Source organism: Bradyrhizobium genosp. SA-4 str. CB756 (assembly GCF_000473125.1).
GTDB classification, from domain to species: Bacteria; Pseudomonadota; Alphaproteobacteria; order Rhizobiales; family Xanthobacteraceae; genus Bradyrhizobium; species Bradyrhizobium arachidis.
The window spans coordinates 8,693,755-8,710,284 of the sequence record NZ_KI421499.1; the positions used below are offsets into that span (position 1 = coordinate 8,693,755).

The following is a 16,530-nucleotide window of genomic DNA, read 5'->3' on the forward strand; positions in this document are numbered from 1 at the left end:
CGAACCGGGTAGCACCATCATGAAGCAACTCATCGACCAGCATCGTCGCAAGTTTTTTGGCGTCGCCGCAGGGACCGTCGCCGTCGGCCTCGGCGTGATCGACCTCGCCATTGCCCAGACGGAGGCGCAGCGATCCCAGGCATCGAACGCGTCCTTCGGTCCGATCAAGCAGATCGATGCCGGCGTTCTCAACGTCGGCTATGCCGAGGCTGGCCCGTCGAACGGTCCCGTCGCGATCCTGCTGCACGGCTGGCCCTACGACATTCACGCCTTCGTCGATGTCGCGCCGATCCTGGCCAAGGCCGGCTATCGTGTCATCATCCCATATTTGCGTGGCTACGGCTCGACGCAGTTTCTCTCCAGCGAGACGCCGCGTAACGGCGAGCCCGTCGCGATGGCCGTCGACATCATCGCGCTGATGGACAAGCTCGATATCAAGACGGCGGTTGTCGCCGGCTTCGACTGGGGCGCGCGCACCGCCGACATCATCGCTGCGCTGTGGCCGGACCGCTGCCGTGCACTGGTGTCGGTCAGCGGCTATCTGATCTCGAGCCAGGCCGCGGGAAATGCGCCGCTGCCGCCGTCGGCCGAACTGCAATGGTGGTACCAGTTCTATTTCGCGACCGAGCGCGGCCGCGCCGGATACGAGAAGTACACGCATGATTTCGCAAAACTGATCTGGAAGCTCGCCTCGCCGCAATGGAAGTTCGACGACGCGACGTTCGACCGGAGCGCGGCGGCGCTCGACAACAAGGATCACGTCGCGATCACGATCCACAATTACCGCTGGCGGCTCGGGGTCGCCCAGGGCGAAGCGAAGTACGAAGAGATCGAAAAGAAGCTCGCCGCAGCGCCGGTGATCCGCGTGCCGGCGATCACGATGGAGGGCGACGCCAACGGCGCGCCGCACCCCGATCCCAGCGCCTATGCCAAGAAGTTCGAGGGCCGATACGACTTCCGCCTGATCACCGGCGGTATCGGTCACAATCTGCCTCAGGAAGCGCCGCAAGCCTTTGCCAAGGCCGTCATCGACGCCGACGGCGCCTGAGCATTCATCCAATGCTCCGGTCCAGCACGTCTGGACCGGGGACGTGCCGTGATCCCGCTTGAAGAAACGTCATGATGCCAACCGAATCTGAAAACAAGAGATTCTCATTCTCCACGGTGATCGTGCTCGCCGTGCTGCTTCTCGTCGTTCTCCTGACGAGTGTGCCATATCTGGTCTCGATCGCGCTCGCGGAAGGCGGCGCGGCGGCCGACGCCTCGCCGATCTTCGGTGTCACGATTCCGCCCGGCTACAAGCAGTGGGAACTGATCGCGCCGGCCGAAGAAGCCGCGCCGCTCGACGAGCTTCGCGCCGTGGTCGGCAACCAGATCGCAATCGAGGCCTATCAGGCCGGAAAACTTCCGTTCCCCGACGGCACCATTCTGGTCAAGCGCGCCTGGAAGCGGAAACAGTCGCCCGAGTTCGCATCCGCGACGATCCCCGGCGCCGCTACCACAGTGCAGGTGATGGTCAAGGATTCCAAGAAGTATGCCTCGACCGGTGGCTGGGGCTTTGGCCGCTTCGCCAATGGCAAGCCGGTGGATGAGGCCCAGCACCGCACCTGCTGGGGCTGCCACGAGGCCCGCGCCAAGAGCCGGGACTACGTCTTCACGCGGCTCGCGCCTTGAGATCTTGCGGAGGCTGGCATGAAGACCTGGTTTATCAGCGGCAGCTCGCGCGGGCTTGGCCGTGCCATCACCGAAGCCGTGCTCGCGGCGGGCGACCAGGTGGTTGCCACGGCTCGGAGCCTCGGCCCGCTCGAGCCCTTGCGGGAACGTTTCGGAGAAAGACTGCGGCTCGCAAGGCTTGATGTCACCGACGAGGCCGCCGCTCAGGCGGCGATCGATCTTGCCGTGACGGCATTCGGCGGCCTCGACGTGGTCGTCAACAACGCAGGCTTCGGCGACCTCGGATCGGTCGAGGATACCAGCCTGGAGTCCTTTCGGCAGCAGATCGAGGCGAATCTCATCGGCACAATCATCGTCACCAAGGCGGCGATTCCCGTCCTGCGCCGGCAGCGTCGCGGGCACATCATGCAGGTCTCGTCCGTCGGTGGCCGGATCGGCGCGCCGGCCCGCGCACCTTATTCGGCGGCGAAATGGGGGATCGAAGGCTTTTCGGAATCGTTGGCGCGCGAGATGGCGCTGATCGGTGTGCATGTGACGATCGTCGAGCCCGGCGGTTTCCGGACGGGCTTTGCTCAGGCCGCGCATGACACCGACGAGGGGCGTCCGGAGTACGACGCGGTGGTCGGCGCCGCCGTCCGGATGCAGCGTGATTACGATGGCCGCCAGCCGGGCGACCCGGCCAAGGCCGCGGCTGTCGTGCTGAAGCTTGCCAACATGGATCGCCCGCCTCTGCGGATTGCGCTCGGGAGTGATGCCGTCAACGCCATCGCAGCGACCGATCGCCAGCGCCTCGAAGAGCTCGAGAGGTGGCGCGCGCTGAGCGTCTCGACCGACTACTGACCGCGTCTCATTCCGCCGCCACCATCTGCTGCGTCCGCCACTGGCCGAGCAGGGCGCGGAGCGAGGCCGGCTTCACCGGCTTGTTGAGCACTGCGATCTTTTCATCGCGCGCGGCGACCTGCACCGCGGGGCTGCGGTCGGCGGTGATCAGGATCGCGGGGATGGTGTCGCCGAAGCGGCGGCGGATGTCGCGGATGGCTGCGATGCCGTTGCCGCGGTCGAGATGATAGTCGACGAGCAGGCCGGTGACGCGGCGGCCGGCTTTTTCGATCGCCGCGATCGCGCCTTCGGGATCGGCGACCGCGATCACCTCGGCGTCCCAGGCTTTCAGCAGTGTACGCATGCCGTCGAGGATCGCCGCGTCGTTCTCGATGCAGACGATCAGGGCGCCCGAGATCGGCGTGCGCGCCAGCGGCGTCGCGCTGGTCACGGCGGCCGTATGCGTGACCGCCTTCGCCGTCGGCACCGTCACCGAGAACACCGAGCCGCCGCTCTTGTTGCCGTCGATGGCGATGCCGTGCTTGAGCACGCGCGCCAGCCGTTCGACGATCGAGAGGCCGAGCCCGAGGCCGCGCGCGATCCGCGCGCCCTGCTCGAGGCGGTGGAATTCCTTGAAGATCTCGGCGCGCTTGGCTGAGGGAATGCCGACGCCGGTGTCGTAGACGCAGATCTTGAGCGAGGGGCCGCGGCGGCGGCAGCCGACCAGCACGCGCCCGCGCGGGGTGTACTTGATGGCGTTGGAGATCAGGTTCTGGAGCAGGCGCCGCAGCAGCAGGCGGTCGGATTCGACGGGAAGCGAGCAGGGCACGAAGGCGAGCGCGAGGCCCTTGGCGCGCGCGATCGGCGCGAACTCGATCTCCAGCGAGCGCATCAGATCCGCCATCCTGAAGCTCGAGATCGAGGTCGTCATCGCGCCGGCATCGAGCCTGGAGATGTCGAGCAGCGCGCCGAGGATCTCCTCGATGGCTTGCAGCGATTCGTCGATGTTCTCGACCAGCCGCGTCTCCTCGCCGCTGTGCTGGCGCTCGACGAGGCTCGTGATGTAGAGCCGCGCCGCGTTCAGCGGCTGGAGAATGTCGTGGCTGGCCGCTGCAAGAAAGCGTGTCTTGGAGCTGCTGGCATCCTCCGCCGCACTCTTGGCCAGCGCCAGCTCGGAGTTCAGCCGCGTCAATTCCTCGGTGCGGTCGCGCACGCGCTTTTCCAGCGACGCATTGGCGCGCTCCAGCGCTTCAGCGGCCTCGAAGGTCGGCGTGACGTCGGTGAAGGTGATGACGAAGCCGCCGCCGGGCATCCGGTTGGTGAGTACCTCGATCACCATGTGTCGTTCCGGCAGGCGCTCCAGATAGGGCTCGCTGTCGGTGGTGTAGGCGACGAGCCGCTGCTCGATCATCGCCTCGCGCTCGGTGTCGCCGGCCGAATCGCTCACGCCCATGAATTCCAGGATCTCGCGCAAGGGCGTGCCGAACTGGATGAAATGCGGGGGAACGTTGAGGAGCTCGCCGAACTGCCGGTTGGAACAGATCAGCTGCAGATCGGCGTCGAACACCGCGATGCCCTGGCGCACATGGTTGAGCGCGGTCTGGAGGATCTCGCGGTTGAAATGCAGCGCGGCGTGCGAATCGTCGAGCAGTTTCAGCGCGGCTTTCGCCGACACCGTGCGCTTGCGCAGCAGCAGCGACATCACGAGGCGCGAGGAGGCCGCACCGATCGAGGAAGCGATCAGGTGCTCGGCGTGCTGCAGCAGCTCGAAATCGGCGGGCGCCGCAGGCTCCAGCCGCACGTTGCGTCTGGCGGAGAAGGCCTCGAACGAATGCCGCGCGCGGTCCGGCCCGAGATATTGCGCGACCGTGGTCTGGATGTCCTGCACCGTGACGGTGGTGCGCCAGCGGCGGAAGCTCGGCGAGATCGGCGCCAGCGTGTTGGGCACAAACAGGTCGGCCTGCACCAGCTCGATCGAGGACGGCTGGCGCGCCAGCGACAGCAGCACATAGGTGAGGATGTTGAGCGACAGCGACCAGATCACGCCATGCATCAGCGGCGGCAGGTCGGCGCCGAACAAGGCCTGCGGCCGCAGCGCCTCGATTCCGAACGGGCCGTGCTGGAGCAGCAGGATGCCTGTGGTCGAGGAATCCATGAAGCTCGGCATGAACAGCGTGTAGAGCCACACCGCGAAGCCGACCATCATGCCGCCGATTGCGCCGCGCGCGGTCCCCCGCCGCCACAACAGACCGCCGAAGAAGCTCGGTGCAAGCTGGGCGATGGCGGCAAAGGAGAGCAGGCCGATTGCCGCGAGCTGGGTGTTGCCGAGCGCGCGGTAGTAGAAATACGCCATCACCATGATGGCGAAGATCGCAAGGCGCCGCGAGCGCAGCAGGAAGTCGCTGAAATCGGCCCCGCCGGTGCGTCCCTCCGGCCGCCGTTGCAGCACCAAGGGCACCACGAGGTCGTTCGAGACCATGATCGACAGCGCGACGCATTCGACGATCACCATCGCGGTTGCCGCCGACAGGCCGCCGACGAAGATGGCGACGCTGAGCAGGTCCGCGCCCCCCTCCATCGGCAGCGCCAGCACGTACATGTCCGGCTCGGCCGTGCCGAACGGGAAGGTGACGAGGCCGGCGAGCGCGATCGGAATCACGAACACGTTGATGGCGACGAGATAGAGCGGGAACAGCCAGCGCGCGCGGCCGACCTCGGCATCGGATGAATTCTCCACCACGCTGACGTGGAACTGGCGCGGCAGCAGCATCACTGCGCAGAGCGACAGCAGCGTCATGGTCAGGAAGTTGCCGATCGACGGCGAATAGTTGATGGCGCGCACCGCCTCCGGCGTCTTCATCGCGCGCTCGATCAATTCATGCGGCGAGAACATCCAGAAGGTGACGAAGATGCCGGCGGCGAGAAAGGCGACCAGCTTGACGATGGATTCGGTCGCGACCGCCAGCATCAATCCGTGCTGGTGCTCGGTGGCATCGGTCTGGCGCGTGCCGAACAGCACGGCGAAGGCCGCCATCGCCAGCGTCACCATCAGCGCCATGTCGCCGAGGATCGGGATGTGGGAGAACGCCTGGTCCTCGCTGAGGATGGTTTCGAGCGAGGAGGCGACCGCCTTGAGCTGGAGTGCGATGTAGGGCACCGAGCCGATGATCGCGATCAGCGCCACGGTCGCCGCCACCGCCTGGCTCTTGCCGTAGCGCGCGCCGATGAAGTCCGCGATCGAGGTGATGTTGTGGGTCTTGGCGAGCTGGATCACGCGGCGGAGCACGCCGGCCCCGAGCCCGATCATCAGGATCGGGCCGACATAGATCGCGAGGAAGTCGGTCGAGGTGCGGGTGGCGAAGCCGACCGAGCCGAAGAAGGTCCAGGAGGTGCAGTAGATCGCCAGCGACAGCGGATAGATCAGTCCGGACGCGCGGCCGGGCCCCGCCGGCGAGCGGCGGTCACCATGGCTCGCCACCAGGAACAGAAAGCCGATATAGCCGAAGGCGGCGGCGATCACGCCCCAGTCGTGCAGCATGGCGAGCGTGCTTCTCCCATGGCGCGGTAGCGCCCGATCTTCCGAAGGCGCGCGAGGCGCCCGATCTCATTTTCCCTGCAAATCTAGCGCGTTGGGCCGGTGGAGGCGACAGCGAAATGGCGGGCGGGAGTGGGAACTGGCGGTGTCGTTAAGGTGCGCCGCCCGGGGCGTTCTTGGCCCACCGAGAGAGTCCCCGTGTGGCACCCCTCTCCCTGACCCTCCCCCGCAAGGTGGGGAGGGAACGGAAAGAGTGCCGATTGTCGCGTCGGCGGCGAGCCGGAGTTGGGGCGACAGATCAACGTGAGGTAGGCACGCCTGCCTCGCTCCCTCCCCCCTTGTGGGGGAGGGTTGGGGAGAGGGGTAGCTCCAGAGGCGGTGCGGGTTGGGTTAGGGAGAGGAGAAAACGCCTACTCCGCCGCCAGCGACTTCTCGCGCAGCGGCAGGCCCAGGCGGTCCCACACCTGCAGCAGGGCTTCGGCGAGCTGATCGATCAGGCCGTCGTCATGATAGGGCGAGGGCGTGATGCGCAGCCGCTCCGTGCCCTTGGCGACGGTCGGATAGTTGATCGGCTGGATGTAGATGCCGTGCTCCTCGAGCAGCAGGTCGGACGCCTGCTTGCACTTCTCGGGATCGCCGACGAACAGCGGCACGATGTGGGTGTCGTTCGACATCACCGGCAGGCCGGCGGCATTCAGGATCGCCTTGGTGCGGGCGGCGCGGTCCTGATGGCGCTCGCGCTCCCAGCTCGAGGTCTTCAGATGCTTGATCGCGGCGGTCGCGGCCGAGCAGATCGCCGGCGGCAGCGCGGTGGTGAAGATGAAGCCCGGCGCGTAGGAGCGCACGGCGTCGATGATCTGGCCGTTGGCGGCGATGTAGCCGCCGAGGCAGCCGAACGCCTTGGCGAGCGTGCCTTCGAGGATGTCGATACGGTGCATGACGCCGTCACGCTCGGCAACACCGCCGCCGCGCGGGCCGTACATGCCGACGGCGTGGACCTCGTCGACATAGGTCATCGCGCCGTACTTCTCGGCGAGATCGCAGATCTTTGCGAGCGGCGCGACGTCGCCGTCCATCGAATAAAGGCTTTCGCAGGCGATCAGCTTCGGCCGGGTCGGACCCGCAGCCTTCAGCTTCTCTTCGAGATCAGCCAGATCGTTGTGGCGGAACACGACGCGCTCGCAGCCGGACTGGCGGATGCCCTCGATCATCGAATTATGGTTGAGCTCGTCCGAAAGGATCAGGCAGTTCGGAATGAGCTTGGCGATGGTGGCGATGCCGGTCTGGTTCGAGACGTAGCCCGAGGTGAACAGCAGCGCGGCTTCCTTGCCGTGGAGGTCGGCGAGCTCGGCCTCGAGCTGTACCAGCGGATGATGCGTGCCGGCGATGTTGCGGGTGCCGCCAGCGCCGGTGCCGACGCGGGTCGCGGTCTCGACCATGGCGCCGACCACCTTCGGGTGCTGGCCCATGCCGAGATAATCGTTGGAGCACCAGATCACGACGTCGCGCTTGCCCTTGGGCGAGTGCCAGACCGCGTGCGGGAACCGGCCGGCGGTGCGCTCCAGATCGGCGAACACGCGGTAGCGCCGCTCGGTGTGGAGACGATCGAGGGCGGAATTGAAGAACTGGCTGTAATCCATCGGCAAAACCTGAGACGGAACTGACCAAAAAGGGCGCATCTTCTTAGAGCTTTTCCAGCTCCAATGTCTATGCGCTATCCCACATTTAGGCGTGCGGGGCATTTGGGCAAAATGCCCTATCGTGCGATTTGAAACTTGATCCCGATCAAGCTCGCGCGAGGTACAATGCTGCTCCGCACAATCCGCTGCGGTGCTGACGGTGTGCTTTCTCGCCCCGCAAGCTGGGAGAGGTGAAGAAGCCCCTCACGTCGTCCTGAACTGGAGCACGCCGTCCTTCGTCTCCGCCGTCAGCCGGCCCTCGACGATCATGTAGTTGACGTGGGCGACGAGCTCGCCGGCGGCAAAGCCCATCTGATGCTCGTCGAGCACGTGCTTGTTGAACACGACGGGCACCAGGGCGCGCGAGGTCTGCGGCACCTCGCGGCAGGCCTCCGCGATCAGGCGGCAGCGTTCCTCGTGATGGTCGGCGAGCTGCTTGATGCGCGTCTTGAGGCCGTAGAACGGCACGCCATGGCCGGGCAGCACCAGCAAGTCATAGGGCAGGGTGGTGGTGAGGCTCGCGAGCGAAGCCAGATATTCGCCGAGCGAGTTCTGGTCGGGCTCGACCGCCCACACGCTGACATTGGGCGAGATCTTGCTCAGCACCTGGTCGGCGGAGAGGAACAGCTTGTCGTCGGCGCAATACAGCATCACCTGATCGAGCGCGTGGCCGCCGCCGGTGATCACCTTGAAGCGGCGCGTGCCGATCACGATCTCGTCGCCATGCGAGATGCGGCGGTAGGACGGCGGCAGCACCGACACCTGCTTGAGATAATCCTGGCCGCGGCCGAGCAGCTTTTCGGTGAGCGATTCGTCCATGCCGTGACGACGGAAGAACAGGCGCTGCGCGTTGCGCCGCTCCTCGGTGCCGCGGTTCTGATGATAGACCGATTGCAGATATTCGACCTGCGACATCATCAGCGGGCAGCCGAAGCGCTCCACGATCCAGCCCGCGAGCCCGACATGATCGGGATGCGAATGGGTGACGATCAGGCGTGTGATGTTGACGCCCTTCAGCGGCCCGTCGAACAGTTTGGTCCAGGCCTCGATCGTCTCCTCATTGCCGAAGCCGGCATCGACCATCGCATAGCCGTCGCCATCGGCGAGCAGATAGATGTTCACGTGGTTGAGGCGGAACGGCAGCTTCAGCCGCGCCCACAGCACGCCGGGGCGCACTTCGACGACCTCTTCGTGGCCGGGATGCTGGTCCCAGGGATAGCGCAAGGCCTCGGCCGAGGACTGCACAGTGTCGATTTTCGCGTTCATGCTACCGGCTTAAACCCAGCGCGGGCGAGGCGCCAGCCGAAAAAGGCTGGGCCGTGGTCTCCGCATGGCGGTCATACCGGACGGTGTATTTCCGTGTGCCGGTTGAAGCCTGCCAAAAACGCAGTCATTCCGGGGCGCGCGTGAGCGCGAACCCGCAAATCTGGAGGTTGTCGCGCGAGCTTCCGGGTTCGGCGCGACGCGCCGTCCCGGAATGACAATCAGGCCGCCCGCATATTGTTGAGGAACGCGTCGATCTCTCCGCGCAGCATGTCGGCCTCGCGGCGGAGCGCGTCCGACGCACTCAACACCTCGCCTGCTGCCGCGCCAGCCTCGGCCGAGGCGGTGGAGACGCCGACGATGTTGCTGGAGACCTCGCTGGTGCCCCCCGCAGCATGCTGGATGTTGCGCGCGATCTCGCGGGTGGCCGCGCCCTGTTCCTCGACTGCGGCCGCGATCGTGGTGGTGACGTCGTTGATCTCGCCGATGATCCGGCCGATGCCCTGGATCGCACCGACCGCGGAGGTCGTGACCTGCTGCATGCTGGCGATCTGGGTGCGGATTTCTTCCGTTGCCTTGGCGGTCTGGCTCGCGAGGCTCTTCACCTCGGAGGCGACCACCGCGAAGCCGCGGCCGGCCTCGCCGGCGCGCGCCGCTTCGATGGTGGCATTGAGTGCGAGCAGATTGGTCTGCGAGGCGATGGTCTGGATCAGGTCGACGACGACGCTGATGCGGCTTGCGCTGTCGGCAAGGCTCTGCACCGTGGTGTCGGTGGCACCGGCCTCATCGACGGCCTTCTTGGCGATCGCGGCGGAGGTGACGACCTGCTTGCTGATCTCCTCGATCGAGGACGACAGCTGCTCGGTGCCCGATGACACGGTCTGCACGTTGACCGAGGTCTCTTCCGCGGCGGAAGCGACCGCGTTCACCAGCGCGTTGGACTGATCGGCGGTATTCGACATGCTCTGTGCGGTCGACTGCATCGAATTGGCCGATTGCGCCAGATTGTCGAGCGCGGTTCGCACCGTGCCCTCGAATTCCGCGATCCTGGCTTCCACATGGGCGGCGCGTTCGGCCTTGGCGACGCGATCCTTGTCTTGCTCGCTCGCCAACGCGCGGGCTTCGATCATGCTGGCGCGGAACACCGTCAGCGTTTCCTTCATCGCGCCGATCTCGTCATTCTGCCGGGAGCGGACGATCTCGGTGTCGAGGTCGCCGGCCGAGAGCAGTTGCATGGCGCGCTGAAGCTCGCGGATGCGGCGGAGAATGTTGCGGCCGACATAGAGCCACACGAACAGCGCGGAGCCGACCAGCATCAGCGCGCCTAGAGCCAGCATGACCGAGGTCGCGAGCGAGGTCTCCTGCCGCGCCTGGAAGGTCGAGGCGTTGGTCTCCTTCTGCACGCCGTCGACGAGCTGCTGCACGCTGATGCCGAGGCCCACATTGAGCTTGCGCGTCTCGTCCAGGATGGTCTGGCCGTAGTCGATGGAGTCGAGCTCCTTCTCACGCAGATTGAACACGCCGGTCTTGCCGGTGCCGAGCGCGAGCAGCTTTTCCGCTGTCGCGCGCAGCATCTTGTTGCCCTCATTGTCCGGCAGCAGATCGAGGTTCGACCGCAGGCGTCCTTGGGCCGTCTTGAACTCCTTCTGGATGTCGTCGAGCTTGTCGCTCGTGCTCGCCGACAGTGCGGCGCTCATGTCGGCGGCCGCGAGATTGCCGCTGGCGACGATGTTGCCGAGCTGGCCGACCGTCTGCGCCGCTTCGGTGGCATCTTCGGCCGACAGGTTTGCCGAGCCGAGAATGGCGTTGACGCGGGTCTGCGCCTCCAGCATCGCCGGACTGGCCGCGCCGACGAACGCGCCCTGCGCGTTGCGCAGCGCGTCGTATTGCTTGTCATGGAGCGCCGCGATGTCCAGCCGTTCGCGGGCGGCCTTGGCCAGGCTCTGGGCCGCCTCGTTGATGCTCTTCATCGTCTCGCTGAGTCCGGTGACGACGGACTTGTCGCCGCCGAGCTCGATGATCTCGTTGAGCTTCTGCTGCGTCTGCTCCTGCAATTCCTTGAGCTTCTTGGTGCGTTCGTTGAGCGCTTCCTCGCTTTGAGCTGCAAGCAGGGCCGGTCCCTGTGCCGCAAGGCTCGCGCTCAGGGCCGACAATTGCAGGCTGGCGGCAAGGCGCGGAATGTCCCGCCCGCTCAGCTCGGTCATGCGTCCGCCGAGATTCTGCAGCGCAAGGCCGGCGCCGGCTGCGATCACGAGGCCCATGCCTGCGATCACGCCGAAGGCCGCGAACAGGCTGCCGCGCACGCCCCATTTCGGCATTTTGACGCGAGGCTTGAATCGACCGAGCAAACGGCCAACGCCCAGACGGATCGCCATCGAAAATTCCCCCACGCTCTTGCTTCTGTTTTGTGGCGGGCAGTATCCGCAGGGCCGGTTAAAAAATCGCAATTGGTGCAATTGCTTGCATTGGTTCCGCAGAGCGAAAAAAGAAGGGCCGGCGCGAACGCCGGCCCCTTGGTCGGGATAAGACTTTGCTAACCGATCAATAGCGCGCGACGGCCGGGCTCGCCCAATTGAAGCGGTAGTTGACGCCCGCCTTGACGGTGTGGTCGTCGGTGGTGAAGTTGCCGGTGCCCGCCAGCGGGCCCCCGGTGAAGTGCGCATCGCCGAAATTGTAGTACTGGTACTCGGCCTTGGCCGACCAGTTCGGGGCGAACATGTACTCGATGCCCGCGCCAACGGTGTAGCCGTTCTTGTGATCGCCATCGATGACGAAGGCGGTCGGCACGCCGCCGACGGTCACCTTCTCGTTGTTGTTGGAATAGGCGTAGCCGCCCTTCACGTAGACGAGACCCGGACCCCAGGTGTAGCCGACGCGGCCGGTGAGCGAGCCGAGGCCGCGCTGGTCGTTGGTGTAGGCGATACCGCCCGGGAACACCGCGCCGACGCTGCCGGAGAGCCAGGAATACTGGCCCTCGACGCCGACCACGAAGTTCGGGTTGAACTGCCAGTCCGCGCCGACCTGCACGCCGCCGAGGAAACGGCCGTTGCCGTTGTTGCCGGTGGAGAGGCCGTTGAAATTGTTGTCGCTGGAGAACGCGCCGCCGACATGGCCGCCGATATAGAAGCCGGTCCAGTTGTAGATCGGTGCGGCATAGGCCGGGGCAGGCGCCTTGTAGTAGTTGCGGTTACCGAGATCGGCGCCGAGCGCCGGCGCGGCAGCGCCCGCCACGAGCAGCGCGACGGTCGCAATCAGAATCTTCTTCATAGTCCAAACTCCAACACTAAAGGTCCCCGGCAGGCGCGCTGTCCGCGCCGCGTTGGTTTTGCAGATAGCTCGCTTTTGTCGAAAATGCTGTCACATCCGTGGCACAGCGGCACCCAACCTAACGTATTGGGTTGCAAATGATTTTCGTGCTTAATGGCGGCTTAAGAAATGCTGAAGGAAGGCTTAATTCACAGCCGATCGAGCAACCTTCGCGCGGCTTTCGTTAACCAAGACGCCGCCGCGCTTCGTCACGCATCTGCTCGCGGAACGCGGCGCGCCTGGCCGGCCGGTCTTCCTCGCGCACGTCGTGACGATCGAAGATGTCGAACTTCTCCATGATCGGATAGCGCTCGCTCGCCATCGCGAGCACGCGGAGCACCTTGGTCGCAGACGGCGACGGCCCGCTCACCTCCCAGCGCCGGATGGTGTCGGCGCCGCCCTTCTCCGGCAATCCGCAAAGCTTTGCCATATCGGCCGCGGTGAGCTTCCGTCCGAGGGCATCGGAGAGGTCGTTGCGGAGCTGCTTCAGTTCGGCGCCGGTCATGCTGCTTTTCGTCCAGGGACATCACTGAAGGCAATGCACTAGCGCTGATTCGGGTCCATCCGAAGGCGGCTGTCCGCGACAAACTCATCCATCGCGCCCTGCCAGGGCGATGCAATCGACCTCGACGTCGAACGGCCCTGGCCACGACGGCACGTGAACGAAGATGCGTGCAGGCGAATGGTCCTGGAAGTAACGGGCGTAGACCTCGTTGAACGCGGCGAAATGAGCCGGATCGGGCGTGCAGTAGACATTGCACTTGATCACCTCGGCCAGCGATGACCCCGCCGCTTCCAGGCAGCGCTGCATCTGGTCGAGCACGATCTCGGCCTGCCGCGCGAACGGCAGCAGCCTGACCTCGCCCGTGTCAGGGTCGAACGGCGGCAGGCCGGACAGATAGACCAGGCCTCCGGCGACGACGACCGGGTAGATCGGGCCTTTGCGGCGGCGCTCCAGATAGCTCGATATCGGCTCCACGCGGAGACTCTTCATATGACTTCTCCCGGATTGCGGACGGCCACCGTAGTGTGTGCGCAGTGCCAAATGGTTCGGCCGCCGCCAAACCATTGCCGTTGTCGCGCGAAGGCCGCCGCGATACCGTCTCGCCATGGTCGCAGCGGCAAACATGGTCGAGGTGGCAGCGCTGGTCGGCGACACCGCGCGGGCCACGATGCTCGCGGCGCTGATGGGCGGGCAGGCGCTGACCGCAAGCGAGCTCGCCTCGCGCGCGCGGATATCGCGATCGACGGCCAGCGGACATCTCGGCAAGCTGGTCGGCGCTCGGCTGCTCGCCGTGACGCAGAAGCGCCGCAACCGCTACTACCGCATCGCCTCGCCGCTCGTTGCCAGAATGCTGGAGGGTATCAAGGCGGTCGCGGCCATCGAGCTTCCGCAGCGCCACCAGCCACGCTCGCTCACCGACGACAGGCTTCGCTTCGCGCGCACCTGCTATGACCATCTGGCCGGTTATCTCGGGGTCGCCATCGCCGACGCGCTCATCGCCAAAGGGCACGTTGTCCTGACCGATGACGGCGGCGAGGTGACGGCTTCAGGGACGGACTTCCTCGCCGCGTTCGGCGCGGCGCCGGCCCTGAAATCCGGGAGCCGGCGCATCTTCTGCCGGCCTTGTCTCGACTGGAGCGAGCGTCGCTATCACATTGCCGGTCACATCGGTGCGGAGATCCACCGTTGCTGCCTCGAGCGCGGCTGGCTGAGGCGGGACCGCGACAGCCGGATCGTGCGCATCACGCCGGCCGGGCAGATCGGCCTAACCAAGACATTCGGCATCGACCTTGGCGCCAGCCGCGGTCCGGCGCATTCGCCCGCGCACGGAGTTATGAACGCGTGCCTATGGACATCCGCCGGCGAATGAACACATGGCACAAGGGGCTCCCACCGACCGAGGGATCAGCCATGACCAGCATGAAATTCGCCATTGCCGCACTCATCACGACCGGACTGCTTGCCGCGCCCTATGCGGCTGAAGCGAAGAAGCACCGGTCCAGCCGGCACTACAGCACCAGCGTGGTGGCCCCGACCTATCGTGGCGTCGGCGCGCCGGTCGCGCAGCCCGGGACGTCTTACGGCTCGTCCGGACAGACGGTCGGTACGGTCACTGCGCCGTCGATCGGAACGTACAACTGGCCGTCGGTCGGCGTGACCAATTCGGTGCCGACCTGGAGCAACACCACCCGATAGGGCCGATCTGGATCAGCGCGGTCCCGTCGCGAGGCCCGAGAGCAGGTAGAGCGCGACCAGCAACGTTCCGACCGACAGCATCGTCGTGACCGAGACCGTGGCCGCAACCAGCCTCTCCTCGACCTTGTGCTCGTGCGCCAGCACATACACGGTCTTGGCCGTGGGCACGGCCGCGCAGATGACGGCGGCGACCGTGTAGAGCGGGTTGAGGCCCAGCATCACGCAAAGCCCGTAGACGAGCAGCGGCATGATCACCAGCTTGACGGCGGCGAGTGCGAACGATGCCTTCAGGTTCGAGCGAAGGCCTTCGACCGACAGGCCGAGGCCGATGGCAAACAGCGCGCACGGTGTGAGCGCGGCCGCGATCATGTTCAGATAGGCCGCAACGGCTGCTGGAATCGGCAAGCCCGTGATCGACCAGACGAGCCCGATGAGGGTCGACAGCACCATCGGATTGAGCAGGATCTGCCTTGCGAGGCCGGCGGAATGCGCAGGCCCGCGCGCGTCCCGCTCCAGCAGGATGACGGTGATCGGAAACATCACGGCGGCCACGAACACTGTCGCCACCGCGGCAGGCAGCACGGCGGGCTGGCCGTAGATCGCATGCAGGATCGGCAGCGCGACGAAGCCGGTATTGGTCATCGCCGCCGCCATGCCATGGATCGTGCTGCTGGCGAGATCATGCTTTCCGCGAACAGCGACGAAGACCAGCGCGAAACAGACGAGGGAGCCGCCGCCGAAGGCGAGCAGGAAGCGCCATTCCAGCAGGTTGCGCGCCGGCTCCTGGGCGATGGTGACGATCAGCAGTGCCGGCATCGCCACGTTGTAGGCGAAATGCACCAGCGCATCGGCGAGCGAGCGCGAGAGATAGCCGAGCTCGCCGGCGAGCCACCCGGTGACGATGATCGCGAATACGGGAAGAACGAGGCTGGCGACCTCCATCCGATTTCCCCCTGCTGCCAATGGCGCAGGAGAGGTTACTCCGGCAATGGATTGTCGTCACCGTGTTCGAGCCGTTCCTGGCTCGAAAGATCGTCGGTTATATCAGCCCTGACGGCCCGCCGGGCCGGACCGTTCGGGAAAGCGGCCGCGCGCTTAAATGCCCCGGCCGTTCTGTTGACCGATCACGCAGCGCCATGCGGCGAGCCGTTCGGCCGGATGCTGGTTCATCCATTCGGCGAGCTGCGGCGCGCCCATCAGGCAGGATTGCACCGAGACCTGCGCAAAGTCCGAGCTGGTCACGAGCTGCTCGTGACAATTGGTCGGAGAGGCGAGGCTGCAAAGCACGGCGATGATCTTGATCATGCGAGGTTGCCCCTGTCGCTCTGGCGCGCATTGGCTCCGCTCGACTGATCGCCGGCCGGATCAGCCGGCGGGAAAATGCTGTCGTAAATCGCGCGCGCTTCCTGGATGAGGCGAAGACGTTCGCGCTCCGACTTTGACACAAACTGAATAACCTGGCCCATGTCGGCCTCCAATATGATCCTCGATCCATCATCAGATGATGGAAATCATTCCATCGGGATATGGGATGCAGGTTCGTCTTTGCAGCGGTGCAGGCGGTCACAAGGGATAAAAAGCCCGTGACCGATCCGTTCCTAAGCGGAACGTAATACCTCAGCGACGTCCCGCCTCACGCCGCATTAGCCGCTTCCGGCATCGTGATGGCGTGCCGCGGCACATTTTCGCGGGCGTGTAGTTGTACAGTCGTTCAATGCACGAGCGGTTCGACCTGAACGATCAAGGGAACGCGTTCGAAAGGATCAGTCATGACAAGAACAAGACGCGCTATCGCCACACTTCTCACACTTGGATTGGCGGCGGTGCCGCTCGCCGCAAGCGCCCAGACGTCGGCGGGCTCACAAAGCAACACGCGGCTCAGCCCGGGCGTGCCGGCACAACAGGGCACATACGGAAGTTCGGGACAAACTACCGGAACGGTCACCGCGCCATCGGTCGGAACGTCTAACCAGCCGTCCGTCGGTGTGACCAACTCGGTCCCCAACTGGAACAATACGAACCCTCCGGCCAAACGATAGCCGCGATTTGCGGCG

At 65.5% G+C, this 16,530-nt stretch carries 16 protein-coding genes; 6 read left to right on the forward strand and 10 right to left on the reverse strand.

What is annotated here, in order from left to right; all coding sequences use genetic code 11:
* The first annotated feature begins 19 nt into the window (after positions 1-19).
* From BRAGE_RS0141950 to BRAGE_RS0141960, 3 genes are all read left to right on the forward strand, one after another.
* Positions 20-1,048 carry an alpha/beta fold hydrolase gene (locus BRAGE_RS0141950; protein ID WP_027561982.1) on the forward strand — a complete coding sequence of 343 codons (1,029 nt, stop codon included), beginning with the start codon at positions 20-22 and terminating at the stop codon, positions 1,046-1,048.
* A 71-nt stretch (positions 1,049-1,119) separates the two neighbouring features.
* Positions 1,120-1,674 (forward strand): cytochrome P460 family protein, encoded by a 555-nt coding sequence (locus BRAGE_RS0141955; RefSeq protein WP_027561983.1) that lies wholly within the window; start codon positions 1,120-1,122, stop codon positions 1,672-1,674.
* A gap of 18 nt (positions 1,675-1,692) precedes the next feature.
* Positions 1,693-2,514, forward strand: coding sequence for an SDR family NAD(P)-dependent oxidoreductase (locus tag BRAGE_RS0141960; protein WP_027561984.1), 822 nt, complete (start codon positions 1,693-1,695; stop codon positions 2,512-2,514).
* A gap of 7 nt (positions 2,515-2,521) precedes the next feature.
* Here the strand turns inward: BRAGE_RS0141960 and BRAGE_RS0141965 are convergent, their stop codons facing one another.
* From BRAGE_RS0141965 to BRAGE_RS0141995, 7 genes are all read right to left on the reverse strand, one after another.
* Positions 2,522-6,031 (reverse strand): PAS domain-containing hybrid sensor histidine kinase/response regulator, encoded by a 3,510-nt coding sequence (locus BRAGE_RS0141965; protein ID WP_027561985.1) that lies wholly within the window; start codon positions 6,029-6,031, stop codon positions 2,522-2,524.
* A 407-nt stretch (positions 6,032-6,438) separates the two neighbouring features.
* A complete protein-coding gene (hemA, locus tag BRAGE_RS0141970) occupies positions 6,439-7,668 on the reverse strand; it encodes a 5-aminolevulinate synthase (protein ID WP_027561986.1) in 1,230 nt (409 codons plus the stop codon).
* A gap of 243 nt (positions 7,669-7,911) precedes the next feature.
* Positions 7,912-8,973, reverse strand: coding sequence for an MBL fold metallo-hydrolase (locus BRAGE_RS0141975; protein ID WP_027561987.1), 1,062 nt, complete (start codon positions 8,971-8,973; stop codon positions 7,912-7,914).
* A 218-nt stretch (positions 8,974-9,191) separates the two neighbouring features.
* Complete coding sequence (locus BRAGE_RS0141980; protein ID WP_027561988.1) at positions 9,192-11,345, reverse strand: methyl-accepting chemotaxis protein; 2,154 nt, start codon at positions 11,343-11,345, stop codon at positions 9,192-9,194.
* A 166-nt stretch (positions 11,346-11,511) separates the two neighbouring features.
* On the reverse strand, positions 11,512-12,237 hold the full coding sequence (locus BRAGE_RS0141985) for an outer membrane protein (RefSeq protein WP_027561989.1): 726 nt from the start codon (positions 12,235-12,237) through the stop codon (positions 11,512-11,514).
* A gap of 223 nt (positions 12,238-12,460) precedes the next feature.
* The gene (locus BRAGE_RS0141990; protein WP_027561990.1) at positions 12,461-12,781 is read right to left on the reverse strand and encodes a hypothetical protein; all 321 of its coding nucleotides are present in this window, start codon (positions 12,779-12,781) and stop codon (positions 12,461-12,463) included.
* 84 nt (positions 12,782-12,865) lie between these two features.
* Entirely contained in the window at positions 12,866-13,270 is a 405-nt protein-coding gene (locus BRAGE_RS0141995) for a RidA family protein (RefSeq protein ID WP_027561991.1), read from the reverse strand.
* 115 nt (positions 13,271-13,385) lie between these two features.
* On the opposite strand from BRAGE_RS0141995, the gene BRAGE_RS51050 reads away from it, so the two are divergent.
* On the forward strand, positions 13,386-14,150 hold the full coding sequence (locus BRAGE_RS51050) for an ArsR/SmtB family transcription factor (protein ID WP_051378605.1): 765 nt from the start codon (positions 13,386-13,388) through the stop codon (positions 14,148-14,150).
* 41 nt (positions 14,151-14,191) lie between these two features.
* Positions 14,192-14,476 carry a hypothetical protein gene (locus BRAGE_RS0142005; protein ID WP_027561992.1) on the forward strand — a complete coding sequence of 95 codons (285 nt, stop codon included), beginning with the start codon at positions 14,192-14,194 and terminating at the stop codon, positions 14,474-14,476.
* Between the two features lie 12 nt (positions 14,477-14,488).
* Here the strand turns inward: BRAGE_RS0142005 and BRAGE_RS0142010 are convergent, their stop codons facing one another.
* The 3 genes from BRAGE_RS0142010 to BRAGE_RS55460 all read right to left on the reverse strand — a co-directional run bounded on the left by BRAGE_RS0142010 (position 14,489) and on the right by BRAGE_RS55460 (position 15,954).
* Positions 14,489-15,418 carry an AEC family transporter gene (locus tag BRAGE_RS0142010; protein ID WP_027561993.1) on the reverse strand — a complete coding sequence of 310 codons (930 nt, stop codon included), beginning with the start codon at positions 15,416-15,418 and terminating at the stop codon, positions 14,489-14,491.
* A 153-nt stretch (positions 15,419-15,571) separates the two neighbouring features.
* A complete protein-coding gene (locus tag BRAGE_RS0142015) occupies positions 15,572-15,781 on the reverse strand; it encodes a hypothetical protein (RefSeq protein ID WP_027561994.1) in 210 nt (69 codons plus the stop codon).
* Entirely contained in the window at positions 15,778-15,954 is a 177-nt protein-coding gene (locus BRAGE_RS55460; RefSeq protein WP_156950906.1) for a hypothetical protein, read from the reverse strand. Before BRAGE_RS55460 ends, BRAGE_RS0142015 begins: the two co-directional genes overlap by 4 nt.
* 291 nt (positions 15,955-16,245) lie before the next feature.
* On the opposite strand from BRAGE_RS55460, the gene BRAGE_RS58120 reads away from it, so the two are divergent.
* Positions 16,246-16,515: a hypothetical protein gene (locus BRAGE_RS58120; RefSeq protein ID WP_084334632.1), complete on the forward strand. Its 270-nt coding sequence runs from the start codon at positions 16,246-16,248 to the stop codon at positions 16,513-16,515.
* The last annotated feature ends 15 nt before the right edge of the window (positions 16,516-16,530 follow it).

Excerpts from the sequence above, each read along its gene's own strand:
- BRAGE_RS0142010 (WP_027561993.1), bottom strand. The coding sequence starts at position 15,418 with ATGGAGGTCGCCAGCCTCGTTCTTCCCGTATTCGCGATCATCGTCACC.
- BRAGE_RS0141950 (WP_027561982.1), top strand. The coding sequence starts at position 20 with ATGAAGCAACTCATCGACCAGCATCGTCGCAAGTTTTTTGGCGTCGCC.
- BRAGE_RS0142005 (WP_027561992.1), top strand. The coding sequence starts at position 14,192 with ATGACCAGCATGAAATTCGCCATTGCCGCACTCATCACGACCGGACTG.
- BRAGE_RS0141965 (WP_027561985.1), bottom strand. The coding sequence starts at position 6,031 with ATGCTGCACGACTGGGGCGTGATCGCCGCCGCCTTCGGCTATATCGGC.
- BRAGE_RS0141960 (WP_027561984.1), top strand. The coding sequence starts at position 1,693 with ATGAAGACCTGGTTTATCAGCGGCAGCTCGCGCGGGCTTGGCCGTGCC.
- BRAGE_RS0141955 (WP_027561983.1), top strand. The coding sequence starts at position 1,120 with ATGATGCCAACCGAATCTGAAAACAAGAGATTCTCATTCTCCACGGTG.
- BRAGE_RS51050 (WP_051378605.1), top strand. The coding sequence starts at position 13,386 with ATGGTCGCAGCGGCAAACATGGTCGAGGTGGCAGCGCTGGTCGGCGAC.
- BRAGE_RS0142015 (WP_027561994.1), bottom strand. The coding sequence starts at position 15,781 with ATGATCAAGATCATCGCCGTGCTTTGCAGCCTCGCCTCTCCGACCAAT.
- BRAGE_RS58120 (WP_084334632.1), top strand. The coding sequence starts at position 16,246 with ATGACAAGAACAAGACGCGCTATCGCCACACTTCTCACACTTGGATTG.
- BRAGE_RS0141990 (WP_027561990.1), bottom strand. The coding sequence starts at position 12,781 with ATGACCGGCGCCGAACTGAAGCAGCTCCGCAACGACCTCTCCGATGCC.
- BRAGE_RS0141985 (WP_027561989.1), bottom strand. The coding sequence starts at position 12,237 with ATGAAGAAGATTCTGATTGCGACCGTCGCGCTGCTCGTGGCGGGCGCT.
- BRAGE_RS0141975 (WP_027561987.1), bottom strand. The coding sequence starts at position 8,973 with ATGAACGCGAAAATCGACACTGTGCAGTCCTCGGCCGAGGCCTTGCGC.
- BRAGE_RS0141980 (WP_027561988.1), bottom strand. The coding sequence starts at position 11,345 with ATGGCGATCCGTCTGGGCGTTGGCCGTTTGCTCGGTCGATTCAAGCCT.
- hemA (WP_027561986.1), bottom strand. The coding sequence starts at position 7,668 with ATGGATTACAGCCAGTTCTTCAATTCCGCCCTCGATCGTCTCCACACC.
- BRAGE_RS0141995 (WP_027561991.1), bottom strand. The coding sequence starts at position 13,270 with ATGAAGAGTCTCCGCGTGGAGCCGATATCGAGCTATCTGGAGCGCCGC.